The organism is Leisingera sp. M523, assembly GCF_025141335.1.
In the GTDB taxonomy this organism is placed as follows: domain Bacteria; phylum Pseudomonadota; class Alphaproteobacteria; order Rhodobacterales; family Rhodobacteraceae; genus Leisingera.
On the sequence record NZ_CP081036.1, the window covers coordinates 167,620 to 191,011 of the forward strand.

Annotated in this window: 20 protein-coding genes and 1 tRNA gene; 13 read left to right on the top strand and 8 right to left on the bottom strand. The window is 61.5% G+C overall.

Annotated features, from left to right (window positions below):
- Nucleotides 1-74: 74 nt before the first annotated feature.
- Together K3557_RS20445 and K3557_RS00810 are read right to left on the bottom strand one after the other, a co-directional pair.
- Nucleotides 75-3,113, bottom strand: coding sequence for a M10 family metallopeptidase (locus K3557_RS20445; protein WP_311198483.1), 3,039 nt, complete (start codon nt 3,111-3,113; stop codon nt 75-77).
- 27 nt (nt 3,114-3,140) lie between these two features.
- A complete protein-coding gene (locus K3557_RS00810) occupies nt 3,141-3,545 on the bottom strand; it encodes a hypothetical protein (RefSeq protein ID WP_259996933.1) in 405 nt (134 codons plus the stop codon).
- Between the two features lie 279 nt (nt 3,546-3,824).
- Between K3557_RS00810 and K3557_RS00815 the strand changes: the two genes are divergently transcribed.
- From K3557_RS00815 to K3557_RS00830, 4 genes are all read left to right on the top strand, one after another.
- Entirely contained in the window at nt 3,825-4,727 is a 903-nt protein-coding gene (locus tag K3557_RS00815) for a metal ABC transporter substrate-binding protein (RefSeq protein WP_311198484.1), read from the top strand.
- A 97-nt stretch (nt 4,728-4,824) separates the two neighbouring features.
- Nucleotides 4,825-5,742 carry a manganese/iron ABC transporter ATP-binding protein gene (locus K3557_RS00820; protein WP_311198485.1) on the top strand — a complete coding sequence of 306 codons (918 nt, stop codon included), beginning with the start codon at nt 4,825-4,827 and terminating at the stop codon, nt 5,740-5,742.
- Nucleotides 5,742-6,620, top strand: coding sequence for a metal ABC transporter permease (locus K3557_RS00825; protein WP_259999508.1), 879 nt, complete (start codon nt 5,742-5,744; stop codon nt 6,618-6,620). The genes K3557_RS00820 and K3557_RS00825 overlap by 1 nt, the downstream gene beginning before the upstream one ends.
- Nucleotides 6,620-7,480, top strand: coding sequence for a metal ABC transporter permease (locus K3557_RS00830; RefSeq protein ID WP_129369496.1), 861 nt, complete (start codon nt 6,620-6,622; stop codon nt 7,478-7,480). The genes K3557_RS00825 and K3557_RS00830 overlap by 1 nt, the downstream gene beginning before the upstream one ends.
- A 1-nt stretch (nt 7,481) precedes the next feature.
- On the opposite strand, the gene K3557_RS00835 is transcribed toward K3557_RS00830, so the two are convergent.
- A complete protein-coding gene (locus K3557_RS00835; RefSeq protein WP_259996934.1) occupies nt 7,482-8,396 on the bottom strand; it encodes a LysR substrate-binding domain-containing protein in 915 nt (304 codons plus the stop codon).
- Nucleotides 8,397-8,490: 94 nt separating this feature from the next.
- Here K3557_RS00835 and K3557_RS00840 point away from each other — a divergent pair, with 94 nt between their 5' ends.
- From K3557_RS00840 to K3557_RS00850, 3 genes are all read left to right on the top strand, one after another.
- On the top strand, nt 8,491-10,011 hold the full coding sequence (locus K3557_RS00840; RefSeq protein ID WP_259996935.1) for a trimethylamine methyltransferase family protein: 1,521 nt from the start codon (nt 8,491-8,493) through the stop codon (nt 10,009-10,011).
- Nucleotides 10,012-10,086: 75 nt separating this feature from the next.
- On the top strand, nt 10,087-12,561 hold the full coding sequence (locus K3557_RS00845) for an FAD-dependent oxidoreductase (protein ID WP_259996936.1): 2,475 nt from the start codon (nt 10,087-10,089) through the stop codon (nt 12,559-12,561).
- Between the two features lie 22 nt (nt 12,562-12,583).
- Entirely contained in the window at nt 12,584-13,567 is a 984-nt protein-coding gene (locus K3557_RS00850; RefSeq protein WP_259996938.1) for a GlxA family transcriptional regulator, read from the top strand.
- Between the two features lie 70 nt (nt 13,568-13,637).
- On the opposite strand, the gene K3557_RS00855 is transcribed toward K3557_RS00850, so the two are convergent.
- The 4 genes from K3557_RS00855 to paaZ all read right to left on the bottom strand — a co-directional run bounded on the left by K3557_RS00855 (nt 13,638) and on the right by paaZ (nt 17,685).
- Entirely contained in the window at nt 13,638-14,111 is a 474-nt protein-coding gene (locus tag K3557_RS00855; RefSeq protein ID WP_259996939.1) for a nuclear transport factor 2 family protein, read from the bottom strand.
- 381 nt (nt 14,112-14,492) lie between these two features.
- A tRNA-Met gene (locus K3557_RS00860) sits at nt 14,493-14,569 on the bottom strand.
- 200 nt (nt 14,570-14,769) lie between these two features.
- On the bottom strand, nt 14,770-15,570 hold the full coding sequence (locus K3557_RS00865) for a PaaX family transcriptional regulator C-terminal domain-containing protein (protein ID WP_259996943.1): 801 nt from the start codon (nt 15,568-15,570) through the stop codon (nt 14,770-14,772).
- Nucleotides 15,571-15,654: 84 nt separating this feature from the next.
- Entirely contained in the window at nt 15,655-17,685 is a 2,031-nt protein-coding gene (gene paaZ, locus K3557_RS00870) for a phenylacetic acid degradation bifunctional protein PaaZ (RefSeq protein ID WP_259999510.1), read from the bottom strand.
- Nucleotides 17,686-17,811: 126 nt separating this feature from the next.
- Between paaZ and paaG the strand changes: the two genes are divergently transcribed.
- The 5 genes from paaG to K3557_RS00895 all read left to right on the top strand — a co-directional run bounded on the left by paaG (nt 17,812) and on the right by K3557_RS00895 (nt 21,282).
- Nucleotides 17,812-18,597, top strand: coding sequence for a 2-(1,2-epoxy-1,2-dihydrophenyl)acetyl-CoA isomerase PaaG (gene paaG, locus K3557_RS00875; protein ID WP_259996947.1), 786 nt, complete (start codon nt 17,812-17,814; stop codon nt 18,595-18,597).
- 2 nt (nt 18,598-18,599) lie between these two features.
- The gene (gene paaI / locus K3557_RS00880) at nt 18,600-19,025 is read left to right on the top strand and encodes a hydroxyphenylacetyl-CoA thioesterase PaaI (protein WP_259999512.1); all 426 of its coding nucleotides are present in this window, start codon (nt 18,600-18,602) and stop codon (nt 19,023-19,025) included.
- A gap of 15 nt (nt 19,026-19,040) precedes the next feature.
- Nucleotides 19,041-20,351, top strand: coding sequence for a phenylacetate--CoA ligase PaaK (gene paaK, locus K3557_RS00885; RefSeq protein WP_259996955.1), 1,311 nt, complete (start codon nt 19,041-19,043; stop codon nt 20,349-20,351).
- Between the two features lie 15 nt (nt 20,352-20,366).
- On the top strand, nt 20,367-20,963 hold the full coding sequence (locus K3557_RS00890; protein WP_259996957.1) for a TetR/AcrR family transcriptional regulator: 597 nt from the start codon (nt 20,367-20,369) through the stop codon (nt 20,961-20,963).
- 103 nt (nt 20,964-21,066) lie between these two features.
- Nucleotides 21,067-21,282 (top strand): hypothetical protein, encoded by a 216-nt coding sequence (locus K3557_RS00895; protein ID WP_259987649.1) that lies wholly within the window; start codon nt 21,067-21,069, stop codon nt 21,280-21,282.
- Between the two features lie 67 nt (nt 21,283-21,349).
- On the opposite strand, the gene trpS is transcribed toward K3557_RS00895, so the two are convergent.
- Nucleotides 21,350-22,378 (bottom strand): tryptophan--tRNA ligase, encoded by a 1,029-nt coding sequence (gene trpS, locus K3557_RS00900; protein WP_259996959.1) that lies wholly within the window; start codon nt 22,376-22,378, stop codon nt 21,350-21,352.
- 101 nt (nt 22,379-22,479) lie between these two features.
- Here trpS and K3557_RS00905 point away from each other — a divergent pair, with 101 nt between their 5' ends.
- Complete coding sequence (locus K3557_RS00905; RefSeq protein ID WP_259996962.1) at nt 22,480-23,166, top strand: rhomboid family intramembrane serine protease; 687 nt, start codon at nt 22,480-22,482, stop codon at nt 23,164-23,166.
- Nucleotides 23,167-23,392 lie beyond the last annotated feature (226 nt).

Below are 23,392 nucleotides of genomic sequence, written 5' to 3' on the forward strand. Positions count from 1 at the left end.
TCAGCAGGCTGTGACGGGAAAAACAAACACCCGGCCCCCTTGCCGGAGACCGGGCGTCTGTTTTCATGCGGGTCTTAGATGAACCAGTCTTCGGTCAGCTCGGCATTTGATCTGACCCCTCTCAGATAGGTGATCTGAAACGCGTCTTCGCCGCCCGCACCATCAGCATCATACTCCAGCCAAACTGCACGGCTGTCGCTAAGGCTCAGGCTGCCGCTGGACAGGGCATCGTCAAGATTGGTGCCCAGATCCAGAAGCAGCCCGTCGATGTCGAGCAAGTCCCCATCGCTCAGCTTGAAATCACTGATGGTATCTCCTGCGTCCTCAGCGGAGGTGAAGACAAACACATCGGCATCCTTACCGCCTTTGAGGAGGTCCGCCCCGGTGCCGCCTTCAAGCCGGTCCATGCCGGACCCGCCATCCAGCTTGTCATCTCCGGCACCGCCCGACAGCGTGTCATCGCCATTGCCGCCTTTCAGCTGGTCGATGCCGCTGCCGCTGCTGAGCATGTCATTGCCATCGCCGCCATCAACCTTGTTATTGCCGTCGCCAGCCGAAAGCGTGTCATCCCCCAAGCCGCCCTTCAGTTTGTCGGAACCTGCGCCACTGGTGATCTGGTCGTTCCCGTCACCGCCAAACAGCCTGTTGTCGCCATCACCGGCGTATATCGTGTCGTCCCCTTCACCGCCTTTAATGTTGTCCTGTTCGCTGCCGCCGGACAAGCTGTCATCGCCGTCACCGCCGTCCAGTTTGTTTTCGCCGTCGCCGGCGTACAGCGTGTCATCGCCTTCGCCGCCTATAAGCCTGTCTTTGCCGCTGCCCGAGGTGAGGACATCATCACCGCTGCCGCCATCCAGTTTGTTGCCGCCATCGCCGGCAGACATCGTGTCGTCGCCTTCGCCGCCTGACATTTTATCTTTGCCGCTGCCGCCGGACATGCTGTCATCGCCCTCGCCGCCATCCAGCTTGTTGTCACCATCGCCGGCAGACATCGTATCGTTGCCATCGCCGCCTGACAGCTTGTCTTTGTCAATGCCGCCGGTTATGGCGTCGTCCCCTTCGCCGCCTTCAATCCGGTTCCTGCCATCGCCGCCGTCCAAATTGTCATTGCCCAGGCCGCCATAAATCCGGTCAGCGCCAGAGCCGGCTGTCAAGGTGTCGTCACCCTCTTCACCGGTTAGGAAGTTTCTTCCGCTGCCGCCGTGGATCGCGTCGTCCCCGTCGCCGCCATAGATTTTGTCGTTACCGTCCTCGGCCGTCAGGCTGTCATCGCCCAGGCCGCCATAGATTTTATTGTTGCCGATGCCGCCGTCCAGCGTGTCATTGCCGCCGCGCCCGTCCAGAAAATCGTTGCCGCCGCGGCCTTCGATCAGATTGGCAAGGTCGTTGCCATAGGCCTTGTCATTGCCGCTGCCCAGAATGGCGTTCTCAATCTCGGTGCCTTCACTGATTGTCAGGCTTTTGGAGCCGATTTTACCGGATGCCCCGCTTTCCAGGTCGATCGTGGAACCCCGCGTGACGGCACTAAGATCCAGGGTATCAATGCCGCCATTTGTGTCAGTGACGGTGCCGATCTGAACGGTCCATTGCGTCAGGAAGGTGTCATCGAAGACATACACGTTATCAATGGTCCCTGGGGTCGGGTCCGGGTCGGGTGTCGGGTCCGGGTCGGGAGTTGGATCCGGATCAGGTGTCGGATCAGGATCAGGTGTCGGGTCAGGATCGGGCGTTGGATCAGGATCCGGTGTGGGTTCAGGATCGGGTGTCGGGTCCGGTGCCGGCCCCGGGGTGCCGGAGATGTTGATGATCTCAGCCAGGCTGGCGTCCTCGTTCACGCCGACAAGAAACACCAAAAGGGCATTGTTGCCGCCGTGTGAAATCTTCAGCCAGGATCCGCCGCTGCCGGCCTGCAGCGTTGCAACGCCGTCGCCTGCCGGATCATCCCCTTCATAGCCGATTGCTTGCAGCAGCTGCGCGATGTTGATTCTGTCGCCTGCTGCCAGATCAAAGTCAGCAATGGAATCGCCGGCTTCGCTGAGGCTTGTATATACGAACCGGTCCGCACCATTGCCGCCGGTCAGCAGGTCAGCACCATCGCCACCGATCAAGGTATCGTTTCCGTCACCGCCCTCAATCTGGTCATTGCCGGCGCCGCTCTCCAGCTGGTTGGCTGCTGCGTTGCCTGTGATATGGTCGATACCCGAGCCGGTGATCGCGTTTTCGATCACGGTGCCGCGGGCAATGGCGAAATTGCCGGTCTTACCGTTGAGGCTGGAAAATGTTTCCTCATTCAGGTTCAGCGTCTGATTGTAGCTGCGCGAGCCGAGGTCGATCAGGTCGATGCCGCCGTTATCTACAACAGCCACGCCGAAGCTGCCGTTCAAATCCATGCCGAAGCGGCCGGTGGTTTGCCCGTCGCCGTAAATGGTGTCGCCCGTTTCGATGTCCACGGGTGTGCCATAGAGATGGTGAACCGCTGCGATATCAGCAAGCTGAGCGGTTGCCAGATAGGCAAAGGACGCATTCACCGCGGTGTTCTCGGACTGGCTGAAATAGGACATGATCGACATTTGCCAGCTGTCGTTGGCAAAATGCGCGTCCGAACCGTAGCTGGCGCTGCCGTTGTAGCTGCCGGTGTGGCCCAGACCCAGGGCGTGGCCGATCTCATGGATGTAGGTTTGCAGGTAGTAATTGCCGTATTGGGCCCAGGCATCGTCGATGTTGATGCTGGAGCTTAGAATGGTGCCATTGCTGACCGAGGAGCTGGCATAGGCGCCGGACCGGTTGTCGTCGAATGTGATCTTGGCACTGCCGGTGGTTTCGACAAACTCGATCCCGCTCAGCGCCGTCCAGCTCTCCAGCGCCTTGCGTGCGGTTTCTTTGCCGGTTCCATTCAACCCGCTGAGGTTAACAGTGAGCTGACCGCCGGTTTCCACATCAAAGGAGCGCTCTGTACGGCCGGTCGACTGCCAATATCCCTTGTAAAGATACTCTGCCACCTGATCGACGGTGTAGGTCGGTTTGCTGCCGGCAGACTGGCCGCCTGAGCCTGTGCCGCCGCTATCGGTGCTTTCGGGAATTCTGTGATTGGCTTGACCGCAATACTCACACATGTCCGTGTTCCATCCTAGATCGTTAAATTACAAAGAAAATTCAGTGTGCTGGACCAATTGACCGGCATAGTCCGCAAGAGTGTCACCGCTCAGCTGTCCATCCATGACCGACTGTTCGATGACCGGGCCTTGGCCGCTGCGGCCGTCGCTGTGCCGCCAGGCCAACCAGCCAGAGATCCAATCGGCCGACTGGTTCTGTTCGACGAAACGAAAGGTCAGGTCCGGGCCGGACTGCTGCCCGTCTGCGGCGGTAACCGCGGCGCCTGGGAATTTCTGGCGCAAGCCGTCGGCCAGCGCATCGCAGAGCGGTTGCTGCAAAGATCCGCTGCATTGCAGCTGAACAATCTGCACCGGGCTGTCAGCCACAGAAGTGTCAGTGACCAGCAGCTGGATTGCATCGGAACAGCTGGAAAGATTTCCAGGTAAAGTCATGGGGAATGTGCTCGCTCAGTAGGTCGAAGGATCAGGTTCAGTCCCGCGCCGTTCTGGCTGCAGCTTCAGGTTTAGGCGGTGATTGGGGCGAAATGCCGGTTGCGATCCGGGCAACATTAAGACGTCATTAACTGCCGTTAACCATTTGGCAGGGAAGTGGTGATGCCGTGGCCTGGCCCGATCCGGATCTGTTATTGCAAATCATTCTCAATCTCATTGACAAATGAGAATGATTTGCAATAACGATGCATCAAAGAGATCTTCAAAACGGAGAAACAAATGTTCGCGAACCTGCTCAAGACAGTTTCCGCCGCCGCATTTGCGGCTGTTGCTGCCAGCGCTGCCATGGCTGAAGACAAGATGAAGGTTGTCACAACCTTTACCGTGCTGGCCGATATGGCGGCAAATGTGGCAGGGGATGCCGCCGAGGTTGTTTCGGTCACCAAGCCGGGCGCCGAGATCCACGGTTATGAGCCGACCCCGCGTGACATCGTGCGGGCACACGATGCCGACCTGATCCTGTGGAACGGGATGAACCTGGAGCTTTGGTTCGAACAGTTCCTGTCGAATATGGAAGACGTGCCATCGGTGACCCTGACCGATGGCATTGACCCAATCCCGATTGCAGCGGGCTCATATGAGGGCAAGGCCAACCCGCATGCCTGGATGGGGTTGGATAACGCGCTGATTTATATCGACAACATCGTCGAAGCCTTTGCCGAACATGATCCGGAGAACGCCGCGGTCTATGTCAAAAATGCAGGTGACTACAAAGACCGCTTGCGCGCCACAATCGAGCCTCTGCGCCGCGCCATTGCCGAAATCCCGGAAGATAAGCGCTGGCTGGTGACCTGCGAGGGCGCCTTTAGCTACCTGGCCCGCGATTTCGGCATGAAAGAGCTGTACCTGTGGCCGATGAACGCCGATCAGGTCGGCACTCCGCAGCAGGTGCGCGCAGTGATCGACGGGGTGCGCGCCAATGATATCCCTGTGGTGTTCTGCGAAAGCACCGTCAACACCGCCCCGGCCGAACAGGTGGCCCGTGAAACCGGCGTCGCCTATGGCGGTGAGTTGTATGTGGACTCGCTCAGCGAAGCGGACGGTCCAGTGCCCACCTATCTGGACCTGCTCAGGGTCACATCCGAAACCGTGGCACGCGGCCTGACCGAGGTCACCAACTGAGCCTTCCAACGGAAATTCCTACGCCCCGCAGTTCATGCTGCGGGGTGTTTCATTTCACAAAGCACATTTTCTGTGTGTAACTCTGCAGGACAGCCCCATGCTTGATGCCAGTGAGACCCACATTATGAATACCAGCGCCACGCCCGCAGATGACGGGATCGCCGCAAAAGATGTCACCGTTACCTACCGCAATGGCCACACGGCGCTGTGGAATGCCAGCTTTTCCATTCCCCGCGGCACCGTTGCGGCGCTGGTCGGGGTGAACGGGGCGGGCAAATCGACCCTGTTCAAGGCGATCATGGGGTTTGTGCCGGCCGCACAGGGTGAAATCCGCATCCTCGGCCTGACCGTCAAGGAGGCACTGCGCAAGAATCTGGTTGCCTATGTGCCGCAATCCGAGGAGGTCGACTGGGCCTTTCCGGTGCTGGTCGAGGATGTGGTGATGATGGGCCGCTACGGCCATATGGGGTTTCTGCGCCGCCCCAAGGCGGCGGATCACGAAGCGGTGGATGAGGCACTGCGCCGGGTCAATATGCAGGACTTCCGCCACCGCCAGATCGGCGAGCTGTCCGGCGGCCAGCGCAAACGGGTGTTCCTGGCCCGCGCCTTGGCGCAGGACGGGCAGGTGATCCTGCTGGATGAACCTTTTACCGGCGTGGACGTGAAGACCGAGGAGCAGATCATCGCCCTGCTGCGCGAGCTGCGAGCCGAGGGCCGGGTGATGCTGGTTTCCACCCACAACCTCGGCAGTGTGCCTGAGTTCTGCGACCGCACTGTGCTGGTCAAGGGCACCGTTCTGGGATTTGGCCCGACCGAGACCACCTTTACCCGCGCCAATCTGGAACATGCCTTTGGCGGGGTGCTGCGCCATTTCACCCTGGGGGGCGACGCGCTGCATGACGACGGCGACACCCGCGAGGTCACCATTCTGACCGACGACGAGCGGCCCTTTGTCCAATACGGCGAAAAAACCCAGACCAGCGAGGGCAAGGCTGAAGGCGGGGGCAAGCCGTGATGGAATACCTGCTGGAGCCGTTCTCCTATGGCTATATGACCAATGCGATGTGGGTCTCTTCCCTGGTGGGCGGCGTCTGCGCCTTCCTGTCGGCTTATCTGATGCTCAAAGGCTGGTCGCTGATCGGCGACGCGCTCTCGCATTCGGTGGTGCCGGGCGTGGCGGGCGCCTACATCCTGGGCCTGCCCTTTGCGCTGGGCGCCTTTATCGCCGGCGGGCTGGCGGCGGGGGCGATGCTGTTTTTGTCGGAACGATCCGGCCTTAAGGTGGATGTGATCATCGGGCTGATTTTCACGTCATTCTTCGGGCTTGGCCTGTTCATCGTCTCGATCAGCCCGATGTCGGTCTCAGTTCAGACCATCACCATGGGCAACATCCTGGCGATCACGCCCGAGGACACGGCTCAACTTGCAATCATCGGCTTTGTCTCGCTGGCAGTGCTGCTGGCCAAGTGGAAAGACCTGATGGTCACCTTCTTTGATGAAAACCACGCCCGCACCATCGGCCTTAGGCCAGGATTGCTAAAGGCGGTGTTCTTTGTGCTGCTGTCGGCCTCGGTTGTGGCGGCGATGCAGACCGTGGGGGCGTTTCTGGTGATTGCGATGGTGGTGACGCCGGGGGCCACGGCCTATCTGCTCTGCGACCGCTTCCCGCGGCTGATCATGGTCTCGGTGCTGATCGGCGCGCTCACCAGTTTCTTTGGCGCCTATGCCAGCTATTTTCTGGACGGTGCCACCGGCGGTATCATCGTGACATTGCAAACGCTGATCTTCCTGACGGTCTTTGTCTTTGCTCCGAAACACGGGTTGCTGGCGGCAAAACGCAAGGCGCGCGAAGCACTGAAACGCGGCCCCGCCGCACAACAGGGAGCTGCGTGATGGACCTTGATACGCTTTTGATGCCGTTCCAGTTTGCGTTCATGCAGAACGCCTTTCTGATCTCGCTGATCGTGTCCATCCCGACCGCGCTGCTGTCCTGCTTTCTGGTGATGAAGGGCTGGGCGCTGATGGGTGACGCGGTCAGCCATGCGGTGCTGCCCGGAATCGTGCTGGCCTATATCGTGGGGCTGCCGCTGATCCTTGGCGCTTTTGCAGCGGGTATGCTCTGCGCGGTTGCCACCGGCTATTTGTCGGGCAACAGCCGGGTCAAGCAGGACACGGTGATGGGGGTGGTCTTCTCTGGCATGTTCGGCCTTGGCATCGTGCTTTATGTCTCGGTTGAGACCAACGCCCATCTGGATCACATCCTGTTCGGCAACATGTTGGGGGTTGAGGGGCACGAGCTGCTGACGGCGGGCATCATTTCCCTGGTGGTCGGTGTGGCGCTTGTCTTGAAGTGGAAAGATCTGCTGCTGCACAGCTTTGACCCGGCTCAGGCGCAGGCGTCCGGGCTGCCGGTCACGGTGCTGCACTATGGGCTGCTGGCGGCCTTGTCGCTGACGATTGTGGCGACCCTGTCGGCGGCGGGGCTGATCTTGGCCATCGGGCTGCTGATTGCGCCGGGGGCCATCGCCTTTCTGGTGGTGCGCAAGTTCAGCACTATGCTGTGGGTTTCCGTTCTGATCTGCATGTTTTCGATGCTGGCGGGGACCTATGCCAGCTTCTTCCTCGATAGCGCGCCCGCGCCGACCATTGTGCTGATCCTGACCGCGCTGTTTATCCTTGCCTTTGTGCGGCGGCTGTATGTGACCCGCAAGACCTCGATGCAGCGGGCCAAGGACCCCTCCGGGATCGCGTAAGTCACGCGGCGCCGGGCTGGGCCATTTCCAAGAGCCATTGCCGCACCAGTTCGGCATTGGGAACCAGATCCTGGGTCTTGGACCACACCAGGTAAAACCCGGCGCCGGTGGTCCAGGACCAGTTCTTGCGTGCGGCCAGCAGTCCCTGTTTGATCAGCGGTTGCGTCACATGCTGCCAGCCGAAGGCAAAGCCTTCGCCGGCAATTGCCGCCTGCAGTACCAGCGCGTAATCGTTGAGCCGCAGACCCGCCGCGGGCAGCGGGCCTGTAACTCCGAAATGGGCAAACCATTGCTGCCAGCTGGGACGCTCGCGGATCGGTTCCTCCAGATGTATCAGCCGCTCGTGCAGCAGGTTCGGCACTGTCGCCAGGTTGACGGCCGAGGCCATCACCCGCGGGCTGGCCACCGGATAGATCACCTCGGGCGCGATCAGGGCGGCATGGCAGTCCGGCCAGTTGCCGTGCCCGCGCCGCACCGCCAGCGAGATGCCTTCGGTATTGATATCCGGCTCCCGGTCCGAGCTTTGCAGGCGCAGGTCGATACCGGGATGCGCATCATGCAGCCGGGGCAGCCGTGGCATCACCCAGTAATATGCAAAAGCCGAGGAGCAATTGAGCGTAACGTGGTCATTGCGTCCGAACTGGCGTACCGCTTTGGCAGAGGACAGGATGTCCTCTAAAGCCTTGGACACATCGGTGTACAGCCGCATTCCCGCCCCGGTCAGCTCCACTTTGCGGTGGCCGCGGCGGAATAATATAACACCTAACGACGCCTCCATCTGCTTTATGGCCGCACTGACAGCAGGTTGCTGCACGTTCAGCTCCTCCGCCGCACGGGTAAAGGAGCCGTGCCGGGCGGCGGCCTCAAAAACAATCAGGTGACGGGGGCTGGTGAGGAGCTTCCAGAGTTCTTGCATAACTGTCAATTATCCAAACGATCAGATTTTTCAACCGTCACAAACGCGGGCTGCAGGAATAGTGTGACTCATCATTTGGAGACTGGAGAGCCCCATGGCCCGACGCGCCCGCGCATCCCGCGATCGAAACACCGCCCCGGCGGGTGCCCCTGCATCGCCATTTATCCAGCGCACACTGCCGTTTTTCGATGTGCTGGATGAGGAAAAACTGACCAAGATCGAGGCTCAGGTGGACTGGATCTTTGAAGACGTCGGCATTGCCTTTCGCGATGATCCCGAAGCGCTGAAGATCTGGAAAGAAGCCGGCGCGCGAATTGATGGCGACATCGTGCGGGCGGATGCGCAGTGGATCCGCTCCCTGTGTGCCAAGGCCCCGCGCGAGTTTACCCAGCTGGCCCGCAACCGGGAACGGTCGGTCACCATCGGCGGCAATAATCAGGTTTTTGCCCCGATCTATGGCGCACCGTTTGTGCGCGATCTGAAGGGCGGCCGCCGCTATGGTGATATGGAGAGTTTCGAGAAGCTGGTGAAGCTCACCTATATGCATCCGAACCTGCATCATGGCGGTTTTGTGATCTGCGAGCCCTGCGATGTGCCGGTCTCCAAGCGCCATTTCGACATGCTCTATGCCCATATGGCCCTTAGCGACAAACCGCATCTGGGCGCGATCACCGAAATGTCCCGCGCGCAGGACAGTGTCGACATGGCGGAAATTGTCTTTGGCAAGGATGTCATGGACAACAACTGCGTGATCATGGGCAATGTGAACACCAACTCACCCTTGCTGGTGGACAAGGTGGTGACCGAGGCCGTGCGCACCTATTCCGCCCGCGGACAGGGGATGATCGTTGTGCCGTTCATCCTGACCGGTGCGATGGGGCCGGTGTCCACCGCGGCCTCTGTGGCGCAGGCGATGGCCGAGGCGATGATGGTCTGCGCCTTCACTCAGCTGGTGCGGCCCGGCGCGCCGTTTGTGCTGGGCAACTTCCTGTCGTCGATGTCGCTGAAGTCCGGCGCGCCGACATTTGGGATGCCGGAACCCGTTGTCTCTAACTATGCCATTGGCCAGCTGGCGCGGCGTGCGGGCCTGCCGCTGCGCTGCGGCGGGTCGCTGACCGCGTCCAAGATCGAGGACGCGCAGGCGGCCTATGAAAGTGCCGACTCAATGCACTCCACCATGCTGGCGGGTGCGAATTTTGTCCTGCATTCTGCCGGTTGGATGGAAGGCGGCCTGTGCACCGGGTTTGAGAAGCTGATTATGGATGCCGACCGGCTGGGTTCCTACCAGAAGGTGCTGAGCCAAGGGCTGGACACCTGCGACGAGGCTATGGCGCGCGATGCTTACGCTGAGGTGGAGCCTGGCGGGCATTTCCTGGGATCGGGTCACACCATGCGTAACTACCAGACCGCGTTTTATGAGCCGAAGCTGAGCGACAGCGAGAATGTCGAAAGCTGGGAGGAGGGCGGCTGCAAGGACATGCGTCAGCGTGCCTATGAGCGCTGGAACCAGATGCTGAACGAGTATGTCGCGCCGCCGATGGATGAGGCGGTGAAAGAAGAACTGGCCGCCTTTGTCGCCCGCCGCAAGGAAGAAATTCCGGACGCCTGGTACTAACCCGCTGCTCCGGCCCGCCAACTAAGATCTCTCACGGCCCAGCTGCCGCTTGCCCCAGACCTGAGGACACAACCCATGTCAGACAATTTTGCCCAATCGACGCTCAACATTCACAAGGAGGAAAGCAGCGGCGACAAGAAGCTGCCGAGCCACGCCAAGGCGGTGATCATTGGCGGCGGTGTTGTAGGCTGTTCGATCCTGTTCCACTTGGCCAAATTCGGCTGGAAGGATGTGGTGCTGCTGGAGCGGGACGAGTTGACCTCTGGTTCCTCCTGGCATGCGGCGGGGCAGATCCATACGATTTCGTCAGATCCGAATATCTCGCGTCTGCAGTCTTATACCATTGATCTGTATAAAGAGATTGAGGAACTGTCAGGCCATTCCGTTGGTCTGCACATCACCGGCGGGTTCTATCTGGCGTCGAACAAGACCTGGTACGACTACCTGAAGCGGGAACGGTCCAAGGCGCGGTACATGGGGCTGAACCAGGAATTCATCAGCCCCAAGGAAGTGGCTGAACGCCACCCGCTGATTGACCCGAAGCATTACCACGCGGCACTGTGGGACGATCAGGACGGCGATCTGGACCCCTCGGGCGCGACTTATGCCTTTGCCAAGGCGGCCAAGGTGCATGGGGCGCAGTATTTCACACATACGCCGGCGACTGCCACTACCCAGCGTGCCGATGGCAGCTGGGACGTGGTGACCCCGCACGGGGTGATCAATGCGGAGCATATCGTCAACTGCGGCGGGCTGTGGGCGCGGGAGGTCGGCCACATGCAGGGTATCAACCTGCCGGTGCAGCCGATGGAGCACCACTATCTGATCACCGACAAGATCGACGCGGTGGCAAACCACCCGACCCGCCTGCCGGCCGGGATTGATTACGAGGCGAACATCTATTTCCGCCAGGAGCGCCAGGGGATGCTGCTGGGCACCTATGAACCCAAAGGCACGCCCTGGAAAGTGGATGGAACACCGTGGGATTTCGGGCATGAGCTGCTGCAACCCGATCTGGACCGGATTGCCGACCGTCTGGAGATGTCGTTTGAACGGATCCCGGCAATTGGCGAGGCCGGCATCAAGGACATGATCAACGGGCCGTTCACCTTCGGCCCCGATGGCAACCCGATGATCGGCCCGGTGCCGGGCATGAAGAACTACTGGTGCGCCGTGGGTGTTATGGCCGGCTTCTGCCAAGGCGGCGGCGTTGGGTTGACCATGGCGGAATGGATGATCGACGGCGAGCCGTCCATTGACGTCTGGGCGATGGATGTGGCGCGGTTTGGCGACTTTGCGACCCCCGACTGGGGCACCGTGAAATCGACTGAGAACTACGAGCGCCGTTTTGTGATGACCTTCCCGAACGAGACGCTGCCCAAGGGGCGGATGCAGAAAACCACGGCTCTGTACGACCGCTTGGTCGCCAAGGGTGCCCGTATGGGGCAGGGCTTTGGCCTGGAGAACGCGCTGTGGTTTGCTGATGGGCCGGAAGACGCGCATGAGGAGCCGACATTTGAGCGCAACCGCAGCCATGAGTATGTGGCGCGCGAGGTCAAGGCGGTGCGCGAGGCTGTGGGCGGCATCGAGGTTGCCAACTTTGCCAAGCATGAGTTCAAGGGCGCAGGCGCGCGGGCCTATCTGGACCGAGTGCTGGCGGGCTACGTGCCGAAACCGGGCCGCCTGGCCCTGACCCCGATGCTGACGCCCAAGGGCAAGCTGTACGGCGATCTGACCGTGGCCTGCCTGGGCGAGGAGCACTTCATGCTGTTCGGCTCCGGCGCCATGCAGGAGGCGCACCGCCGCTGGTTCGAAAAGGATCTGCCTGCCGATGTGACCTATCAGAACGTCTCGGACGACTGGCACGGCATTGCGCTGTCGGGTCCAAAGTCGCGGCAGCTGCTGCAGCGGATCACCCGCGAGGATGTGTCGGGCGAGGCGTTCAAGTTCCGCGACCTGCGCCAGACATTTGCGGGCGGGGTGCCGGTGATCCTGAACCGGATCAGTTTTTCGGGCGAGCTGGGCTATGAGATCTACTGCAAGCCGCAATACCTGCTGCGTCTTGCGGAGGCGATTGAGGAGGCCGGGGGTGATCTGGGCTACCGCTGGTACGGCGCGCGGGCGCTGATGTCGATGCGGCTGGAAAAGGGCTGGGGCGTCTGGACGCTGGACTTCCGCCCCGATTTCGACGCGGCAGAGAGCGGCATGGATGTCTTCATCAACTGGAAGAAGGATTTCGTGGGCAGGGAGGCCGCGGTGGCGGCCCGCGAGGTCGGCCCAAGCCGCAAGCTGGTCACTATGACCATCGACGTGGACGGCATTGATGTCTCCAACGACGAGGCAATCCTGAAGGACGGCGAGGCGGTCGGCTATATCTCCTCCGGCGGTTATGCGCATCACGCAAAGGCGTCGATGGCGATGGGCTATGTCTCGGCGGAACATGCGGCGGCGGGCACCAGGCTGCAGGTCGAGATCCTGGGCGAGATGTATGACGCTGAAGTGCTGGGCGCGCCGATCTATGACGCCAACGGCGCCAATATGCGGGCCTGACCGGAACAGGGGAGCGGAGACCATGACCAAACCCATGCGGACGCTCCCCGAAGCGGCCCGGGCCGCTCCGGCCTGCCGCTGCATCTTCCTGCTGCTGCCCACCTTCTCGCCGCTGGACCTGTCCAGTGCGGTGGCGGCGCTGGAGGCGGCAAACCAGCATGATGGAACTGCGCGCTATGACTGGCGCGTGGTCAGCGAAGACGGCCTGTCCGTCACCGCCCCCAACGGGCTTGGCGTGGCAGTAGACGGCGGCCTGCCGGATCTGGTGCGCGGTGATATGATCTTTGTTTGCGGCGGTCAGGGGCAGGAGCCGGGGATATCGCTTAAGGTGCTGGGCTGGTTGCGCAAAGCGCAACGCATGGGCGCAGCTCTGGGTGCGCTGGGCGGCGGTGTGCTGGCGCTGGCGCGCTCCGGGCTGCTGGCAGGGCGCCAGGTCTCGGCCCACTGGGCGCTGCGGGCGGTTCTTGCCGAGGCGCATCCGGACGTGGAGGTGAAGAATTCGCTGTTCACAATGGAGGGCAAGCTGATCACCTGTGCCGGCGGGACCGCTACCATCGATATGATGCTGAACTTGATCGCGGATCATCACGGGGCGGCCGTGGCAACGGGTGCGGCGGATTTGATGGTCTGTTCCTCGGCGCGCAGGGGCAATCAGGATCAGACGGTTTCCGAATACGGCCGGACTGGCGTTCGGCATGAAAAACTTGCAGCCGCGCTCAGCCTGATGCGCAGCAACCTGGAGGAGCCACTGACACCGGGCGGCATTTCCGATCTGGTCGGCCTGTCGGTCCGCCAGCTGGAGCGGCTGTTCTCCAAGTACCTGCAGACCACACCCAAGGTCTATTACACAAGGCTGCGGCTGGATTATGCGCGCAGCCTGCTGTTGCAGACCAACATGCGGATCATCGATGTGGCACTGGCGTCGGGGTTCAACAGCCAGACCCATTTTGCCAAAGTTTACCGCCGGTATTTTGGCAAATCACCGCATCAGGAACGGCCGTTTTAGCCCTTGGGCTTGGGCCTTGCCGGACCCGGTGATTGGCCCGGCAAGGCATAGTCCAGTGTCCCTCTTCTGATCAGAGGCCAAGATCGCTGAGACCGGGGTGATCCGCCGGACGCGGACCTTGCGGCCAGTGGAACAGGCGGTCTTCTTCGTTGATTTTCAAGTCGTTGATTGAGGCAAAGCGGTGCGCCATGCGGCCATCCCCGGCAAACTCCCAGTTTTCATTGCCGTAGGAACGGTACCACTGGCCGGCGGCATCGCGCCATTCATAGGCATAGCGCACAGCGATACGGTTTCCGGTGTAGGCCCACAGCTCCTTGATCAGCCGGTAGTCCTGCTCGCGGTCCCATTTTCGGCTCAAGAAGGCATGGATTTCTTCGCGGCCCTTGGGGAAGTCAGCCCGGTTCCGCCAGGCTGTGTCCAGCGTATAGGCTGGCGCCACAGTATCAGGCGAGCGGCTGTTCCAGGCATCTTCAGCAGCGCGAACCTTGGCAATTGCGGTCTCGCGGGTAAAGGGCGGCAGCGGGGGGCGGGGGGCTTCAGTCATGTTTGTTTACCGATCTGTCAATGATGCGATCTAAGTGTACCGATCGGTCTCAAAGTTCAAGGGCCGTGCCGTATAATTTTCTCGTGGGTATCAAATCAATGAAGGATAAGCGCCGCGAGCCGCACAGGACCTGAGGTACAGGCACATTCCTGTATTCGTCAGATTGCTGGTCCGGTTGTTGAAAAATGCGCAGAAACGCCGTCATGCGGGCTGGCGGGCAGCAGGTTTGCACGCACAGCCGAGGGGACGGCTTGGCCAAAGCAGCCATCTGCGGTGCAAGGAGAAACCCGGGTGCGGTGATGCCAAAAGCTAGAGGGAAAAAGCGCAAGCGGGGCCCATTCCTAAGCACGGATGAGCTTGATCTTCATGCTTGGGGATGGGTGGTAGCGGAGGAGGGACTTGAACCCCCGACACGCGGATTATGATTCCGCTGCTCTAACCAACTGAGCTACTCCGCCGCTCGCTGTGTGGAGGCGATTTACGGAATGCTGCCGGTCGGGTCAAGAAGAAAAGCGGAAGAATTGCGGATTCCGTTGAGGTTTTTCCGAGCGGATGATTAAGTAATTTAAAAACAAGCACTTGTGCAGGGTGCGGGAATGGCGTCTCTGGCCTGCAAGGTCAGCCGTGGCCGGAGTTGGCAAGCCCTGCCTGGGCGGGATTAATCACTTGGGGTGTCCAGAGCAGCTAGTTCAGGCAAGGGCAGCTGGTCCAGGAGGCCAAACACCAGTGCGCGGCAAGTCTCACCTGTCCAGTCCGCAGGATGAAAACTGGGCGGCAGATCCGGATGGCGCAGAACCACGCGGCGCCAGCGGTGCACAATCAAGGTGCGCAGAGTGCCGGTTTGTGCCGGAGACAGCCGGGATGGCGGCGGGGTGATTTGTTTCAAATCCTGCTGCAATTCCTTACAGGCTTCACACAGTGGCAGCGGAAACAGCCGTGCCTTCAGCCAGCCTGGAACAGCGATGCTGCTGACCTTTGCGGCCATCATGTCATCCAGATTGTGCGGTATCGGCCCATGTCCCAGAGCAATGGTGCGGTTCACGGCCACGTAGTTGGGCAGCAGCAGAACCTCGTCCAGGGTGGTTTGACCGGTGCCGTCCTCGGCGATAAGCACATGCCAGTCGCCAGGCGCTGCGGCACTGCGGCCGTAAATCCGGGGCGTCACGGCGGCGGATTGGTTGCGGCCGTATTCGGTCAGATAGTGGATAGATGCACGGCCTGCGCGGGCGCTTTCGATCCAGCCGTCCTTGCGCAGCCGGTGCAGCGCCACACGGATGGCTTCGGGCTTGATCCCCATCGGGGTGATGATGCGGGTCAGGGCGCTGCCGCTGATCCGGGCGCCCTTTTCCTGTGCCAGATCGCCGAACAGCGAAACAATGACCGACCAGACCCGCTGGTTCTGCGGGTCGTTCAGCTGCTGGACAGTAGCGTCAAACCAGGGGTTTTGCTGTTCGTTCATAGAGATAAACATAGTTCGCCCGGACAGGTTAGACCAGCCCGGGCGCACGGCGGCGTTACCGCTGCCTACCACTTTTGCGCCGGTTCAGAAGGCGTTCATTGTCAGCAGCTCATACTCTGCTGCAATCTCGCCGTCCTGATTGGTGAGGGTGACGTGCCAGCGGACCTCGCCATAGTCCTCATTGCGGGGGGTCTTCTTTTTGACGGTCAGGCGGACCTTGATGCTTTCGCCCGCGGAGATGGGCTTCATGAAGCGCAGGTTGTCCAGGCCGGTATTGGCCAGAACCGGGCCTTCGTCAGGCTGCACGAACATGCCGGCGGCGAAGGACAACAGCAAATAGCCATGGGCCACCCGGCCCGGGAAGAACGGGTTCCGCTTGGCGGCTTCGTCGTCCATATGGGCATAAAAGGTGTCGCCGGTGAAATGGGCGAAGGTCTCGATATCCTCCAGCGTCACGGTGCGCGGCGCGGTGTGCAAGGTCTCGCCAATGGACAGCTCGCCGAATTTGCGGGTGAAGGGATGCGCGGGGCCTTCGATCTCACTGCCGCCGGGAATCCATTTCTCACCGATTGCCGACAGGATATCCGGGGAGCCCTGGATCGCGGTGCGCTGCATGTAGTGTTTGACACCGCGCACGCCGCCCAGTTCCTCGCCGCCGCCGGCGCGTCCTGGGCCGCCATGCACCATATGGGGCAGGGGGGAGCCGTGGCCGGTCGATTCCTTCATCGAGTCGCGGTTGTTGAAATAGAGCCGGCCGTGATAGGCGCCCGCACCCAAGGCAACCTCGCGCGCGACGCTGGGGTCATGGGTGATAACCGAGGCCACCAGCGAGCCCTGGCCGCGGTTGGCAAGGTCGATGGCGTGGTCCAGATCGCGGTAGCCCATTATGGTGGAGACGGGGCCGAAGGCCTCGGTGTCATGCACGCGCTGGGCTTTGTCCGGGTCGGCGCAGTGGAACAGCATCGGCGGCACAAAGGCACCCTTGTCTGCTTCGGCACCATCAACCGTGAAGTTTTCCGGGTCGCCAAAGACGCGTTCCGCCTCCTGGCCGATGATTGCGGCCTTTTCCAGCACGTCGCGTTTCTGGCTGTTTGAGACCAGCGCGCCCATGCGTGTGGTTTCCAGGCGCGGGTCGCCGATGGTGGTCTTGGCGAGCCGGGCAGATAGTGCCTCGATCACCGCATCGACCTGCGATTGCGGTGCGATGATGCGGCGGATGGCGGTGCATTTCTGGCCCGCCTTGGTGGTCATCTCGCGGCTGACCTCCTTGACGAACAGATCGAACTCGGGTGTGCCGGGGGCCGCGTCGGGGCCAAGGATCGAGGCGTTGAGGCTGTCCTGTTCGGCGACGAAGCGGATTGAGTTTTCCAGGATCACCGGGTTGGCGCGCAGTTTCAGCGCGGTATTGGCGGAGCCGGTGAAGCTGACCATGTCCTGCATCGTCAGATGGTCCAGCATGTCGCCCAAGCCGCCGGAAACCAGCTGCAGCGCGCCTTCGGGCAGAATGCCGCTGTCGAGCATCAGTTTCACCGCCAGTTCCGTGACATAGCAGCTGTTGGTGGCGGGTTTCACGATGGCGGGGACGCCAGCCAGCAGGGTGGGGGCGAGCTTTTCCAGCATGCCCCAGACGGGGAAGTTGAAGGCGTTGATATGCACTGCAACGCCGCGCAACGGGGTGCAGATGTGCTGGCCCAGGAAGGTCCCGTTGCGGCTGAGCTGCTCTACTTCGCCATCCAGGTAGACGTGGCCGTCCGGCATCTCGCGGCGGCCTTTGGAGGCGAAGACAAACATGGTGCCGATGCCGCCGTCGATATCGATCATGTGATCGCTTTGCGTGGCGCCGGTGTCAAAGCTGAGGTCATACAGCGCCTGCTTGTGCTGGTTCAGATGGCCCGCCAGCGCCTTTAGCATCCGGGCGCGGTCATGGAAGGTCAGCTGGCGCAGGTTTGCACCGCCCACGCTGCGGGCGTAATCAAGCATCGCCTGCACATCGAGCGCATCGTTGCCGGCTGTGGCCATGACCTCGCCGGTGATGGCGCTGGCGATGTTGCGCGCACCTGCGCCCGGTGCGACCCATTGACCCGCTGCAAAGCTGGAAATCTCAAGAAGGCTCATCATGCTGTCCTTTTCGTCAGGCCGGCGGGGGCCGGCTGTCTGGAATCCGTTGCTGAGATATATTGACCGTCCGGTCGGTTTATGCAAGGTGTTTGTCAAATACACCGCTGACAGGGTGAGGGAACGATGAGCGATACAATTCTGGTGGAGGATCACGGGACCTGGGTGGAGATCACCCTGAACCGCCCGGACCGGCTGAACAGTTTCAACGAGGATATGCACAACGCCTTGCGCGCAGCACTGGAAGGCGCGCGCGACGGCGGCGCCCGCGCGGTGCTGCTGACCGGCGCCGGACGCGGCTTTTGTGCCGGGCAGGATCTGGGCGACCGCGACCCGCGCAAGATGGATGGGCCGCCGGATCTGAGCCAGACTGTGCGCACCTTCTACGCGCCGCTGGTGCGGCTGATCCGCGAGTTGAACTTCCCGGTGATCTGCGCGGTCAACGGTGTGGCGGCCGGGGCGGGCGCCAATCTGGCGCTGGCCTGCGACATGGTGCTGGCCGCAGAGAGCGCCAAATTCATCCAATCCTTCTCCAAGGTTGGCCTGATCCCGGACACCGGCGGCAGCTGGCATCTGCCGCGGCTCTTGGGCGAGGCGCGCGCCAAGGGGCTGGCGCTGACCGCTGAGCCGCTGCCTGCCAAGAAGGCCGAGGACTGGGGGCTGATCTGGAAAGCATTGCCGGATGACGAACTGATGGCCGAGGCGCGCGGCATGGCGGAGAAATTCGCAAACGGCCCGACGCTGGGGCTGGGCCTGACCAAACAGTGCATCCAGGCCGCGGCGGTCAACACGCTGTCTGACCAGCTGGAGATCGAGGCGGATGCGATGAAAACCTGCGGCGAAAGCGCCGATTATGCCGAAGGCGTTGCCAGCTTCCTGGAAAAGCGTCCCCCCGAGTTCAAGGGCAAATGACCATGACCCCCAAAGAACGCGCCGAAAAATCCGCCACCGCCATGTGGGCGGACGACCATGCGTCCAAGTGGGCGGGGATGGAGATCACCCATGCGGACGAGGGCGAGGCGACGCTGGAGCTGACCATCGCCCAGCATCACTGCAACGGCCATGGCATCTGCCACGGCGGCGTCACGTTTATGCTGGCCGACAGTGCTTTTGCCTTTGCCTGCAACAGCCGCAATCAGGCGACCGTGGCGCAGCACAACGTGATCAGCTTCACCGCGCCCGGACGGCTGGGGGATCGGTTGATTGCCACGGCGCGCGAAATTTCCCTGACCGGGCGCAGCGGCATTTATGATGTGGCGGTGACCAATCAGGACGGCCGGCAGATTGCCGAATTCCGGGGCTTCTCCCGGGCGGTCAAAGGCCAGTTGTTTGACGAATAAGGCGTGGAGGATGCCATGAAAGACCTGACCCCCAACAAGGCTGATCTGGATCCGATCGAGATTGCCTCGATCGACGAAATCCGCGCCCTGCAGCTGGAACGGCTGAAATGGTCGCTGCGGCATGCCTATGACAACGTGCCGATGTACAAGCAACGGTTCGACGAGGCGGGCGTGCATCCGGACGACTTGCAACAGTTGTCGGATCTGGCCAAGTTTCCCTTCACCTATAAAAACGACCTGCGCGACAATTACCCCTTTGGCCTGTTTGCGGTGCCGCGCGAACAGATTATGCGCCTGCACGCGTCTTCCGGCACCACCGGCAAGCCGACAGTTGTGGGCTATACGGCGAATGACATCAGCAACTGGGCGGATCTGGTGGCGCGGTCCCTGCGGGCGGCTGGACTGCGCAAGGGCGACATGGTGCACAACGCCTATGGCTACGGGCTGTTCACCGGCGGCCTGGGCGCGCACTACGGGATCGAACGTCTGGGTGCGACCGTGGTGCCGATGTCGGGCGGGCAGACCGAAAAACAGGTTGGCCTGATCACCGATTTCAAACCCGACGGGATCATGGTGACGCCCTCCTACATGCTTAACATCCTGGAGCAGTACCACAAGGTTGGTATGGACCCGCGCGAGTGCTCGCTGAAGGTCGGCGTTTTCGGCGCCGAACCCTGGACAGATGCGATGCGCCAGGAGGTTGAACAGGCTTTTGATATGCATGCGGTCGATATCTACGGGCTATCCGAAATCATGGGACCCGGCGTGGCCAATGAATGCGTCGAGACCAAGGATGGCCCGGTGATCTGGGAGGATCACTTCCTGCCGGAAATCATTGACCCGGCCACCGGCGAGGTGCTGCCGGACGGCGAGATGGGGGAGCTGGTGTTCACCACGCTGACCAAGGAAGGCCTGCCGATGGTGCGCTACCGCACCCGCGACCTGACGCGGCTGCTGCCGGGCACTGCGCGCACGATGCGGCGGATGGAGAAGATTACCGGGCGCAGCGACGACATGATCATCCTGCGCGGCGTCAATGTCTTCCCCAGCCAGGTGGAAGAGCAGCTGATGGCCACCGGCGGGCTGGCACCGCATTACCAGATCGAGCTGTATAAATCCGGCCGGATGGATGCGATGCGGGTCTATGTGGAGGCCAATCCTGATGCCACGGATGAGCTGAGCAGGACTGCGGCGGCGCGGATGCTGACCAAGCGGATCAAGGATATGGTTGGTGTTTCCACCGAGATCATTGTAGGCGACCCGGGATCGGTCGAGCGCAGCCAGGGCAAGGCCAAGCGCGTCGTCGACAACCGCGGCAAGTCCTGAACGGGGGAGTGAGTTTTGGCCCGCACCATCGCAAAAGACCATGATCAGAAACGCGTGCAGATCCTGAAATCCGCAGCCAAAGTGTTTGCGGAGGCAGGCTATGACCGGGCGTCGATGACCCAGCTGGCGCGGGAATGCGGGATCTCCAAGGCGAATATTTATCACTACTATGACAGCAAGGATGCCGTGCTGTTCGGCCTTCTTGATACCTATCTTTGCGAGTTGCGCGACCGGGTTTGCGGGGCGCAGTTGGAGGGGCTTGGCCCCGAGGACCGGCTGCGCCGTATCGTGTCGGAAATCATGCTGGCCTATCAGGGCGCCGACCATGAGCATCAGGTGCAGATCAGCGCCATGGGGGCGCTGCCCGAGGATCAGCAGAAGCTGCTGCGCGCCTATCAGCGTGAAATGGTGCAGTTTGTCAGCGACGCGCTGGCGGCGGTGGCACCCGGGGTGTTTGCGGGCGATTCTGCCAAGCTGCGCGGCGCCACCATGTCGGTTTTCGGCATGCTGAACTGGTACTACATGTGGAATTCCGGCGCCGGCCCCAAGGCACGCGACGATTATGCGCGGCTGGCGGCAGATCTGGTTTTGAATGGAGTCAAAGGGCTTTGACGCCCGCGCAGGCTCGCACAAATGCTTGAAGCTAACAGGCGGCACAGTTTCTTTTGCGTTTGCGCCGCTTCGCGCTAAGCTTCCTCCCCAATAGGAGGGCGGCATGGCAAACCCTGAAAGTTTTGAGAAGTTCTATTACAAGAAGGTCGGACTGGGCGAGGGCTGCGGCTGCGCCGAGCGGGTGATCGACAACCACGAATTCGACCGGCAAGCGGGCCGCCCACGGCTGAAATCCTTTGGCCGAAGATTTTCACTGCGGTCTTTTGCGCTGAAGTACGGGCTGATCTCCCGGCGCCGGCCGTCCCCGGACATGGAATAGGCGCTCGCAGGGGCAGCAAAGGTTACGCCACCAGCCTTGTGGAAGGCCTGTGGCGTAACCGGTAGTGTTAAACCTGAACCGGCGGCACCATGCCGACAATCTCATAGGTTTTGCGCAGGATTGGCGCGGTGATTTCACGCGCGCGCTCGGACCCGCGGGTCAGGATGCGGTCGATCTCGTCCTGTTCCCCCATCAGCCGCGCCATCTCGGTTGAAATCGGCGCCAGCTTCGACACCGCCAGATCCGCCAGCATCGGCTTGAACTCCGAGAACTGCTTGCCGCCGACATCGGCCAGCACCTGATCGACGCTTTGTTCGTTCAGCGCTGCATAGATGTTGACCAGATTGCGCGCCTCGGGGCGCTCTTCCAGGCCTTTGGCCTCGGACGGCAGGCCTTCGGGATCGGTCTTGGCCTTGCGGATCTTCTTGGCGATGGTGTCGGCATCATCGGTCATGTTGATGCGACTGGCATCCGACGGGTCCGACTTGGACATCTTCTTGGAGCCGTCGCGAAAGCTCATCACGCGGGTGGCGGCGCCCTCGATCACCGGTTCGGTCATCGGGAAGAAATCGACGCCATAGTCATGGTTGAACTTGGCGGCGATGTCGCGGGTCAATTCCAGATGCTGTTTCTGATCCTCGCCCACCGGCACATGGGTGGCGTGATAGGTCAGAATATCCGCGGCCATCAGCGCCGGATAGGCAAACAGGCCCAGCGAGGCATTCTGTGCGTTCTTGCCGGCCTTGTCCTTGAACTGGGTCATCCGCTGCATCCAGCCCATGCGGGCAACGCAGTTGAATATCCACGCCAGCTGCGCATGCTCGGGCACCTGGGACTGATTGATCAGGATGGATTTCTCCGGGTCCAGGCCGGCGGCGATGAAGCCTGCGCACAGCTCGCGGGTGGATTTCATCAGGTCCTTGGGATCCTGCCAGACGGTGATCGCATGCAGGTCCACCATGCAATAGATGGACTCCACATCCTTGGCCTGCCAGTCGACGAACCGCTTCAGGGCACCAAGGTAATTGCCCAGGTGCAGGTTGCCGGAGGGCTGAATCCCCGAAAAGACGCGCGGGGTGAATGTGGTTTCGCTCATCTAGGCGTAACTCCCGTCTGGAAATAGCAACCCCGGTGGCTTACCCATGGGGCTTGGATAGGTCAACAGGTGCGGAGGGTTCTGCACTGCAAGGAGACTCAATGAGCAGCCCGCATAACACCGCACCCGTCAACCCGCTGCCTGCAGCCGTCGTTGCGATAGTGCTGATCATCATCGGGATCGAAGCGGTATTCTCGCTTGGCGCCCGCGGTATTCTTGGCGGGCCTGAGGCCATCGGCTGGCGGCTGGAGGCAGTCCAATCCTATGCGTTTTCCAGCGAGATCTTCTGGTGGATGCAGGAAAGCGGCCGCTGGTTGCCGGAGCATCTGAAGCGTTTTGTCTCTTACATCTTTGTGCATGGCGCCTTTACCCACGCGCTGTTTGTCTGCGTCTTTGTGCTGGCGATGGGCAAAATGGTGGGCGAGGTGATGGGCGATCTGGCGATGGTGATCATCTTTGTGCTGTCCGGTGCCGGCGGCGCACTGGGCTATGCGCTGCTGGTCAGCGGCGGCCAGCCTTTGATCGGCGGCTTTCCGGCGGTTTACGGGCTGATCGGGGCCTTTACCTTCCTGTTGTGGCGCTCGCTGGCTTTGGTCGGGGCGCAGCAAAGCCGGGCGTTCTCGCTGATTGCCTTTCTGATGGGGGCGCAGCTGTTGTTCGGTCTGCTGTTTGGCGGTCAGAAGGACTGGGTTGCGGATCTGGCAGGCTTTGCCACCGGGTTCGGTCTGTCGTTCTTCCTTGCGCCGGGCGGCTGGGCCAGGATTAGGAACCGCATCCGGCACGATTGACGCCGGGGGCTCCCGCCTGCTGTCAAAGCCCCTGGCGGGGCATTTCCAGCCGTTGGGCCGGGCCGCGCTGACGCGCGGCGGGAGGTCTGCTGAGAAGCGCTTCAGGGGCAGGTTTGCCCTGATGGCGCCATTTCAATTGCAGGAGTGGCCAGTCCCGCCTCAAGTGTGAACCGCGCCTGCCGCGCGGCGGCTATGCCGCCGTTGACCCGGGGCCGGTCTGAAGGGG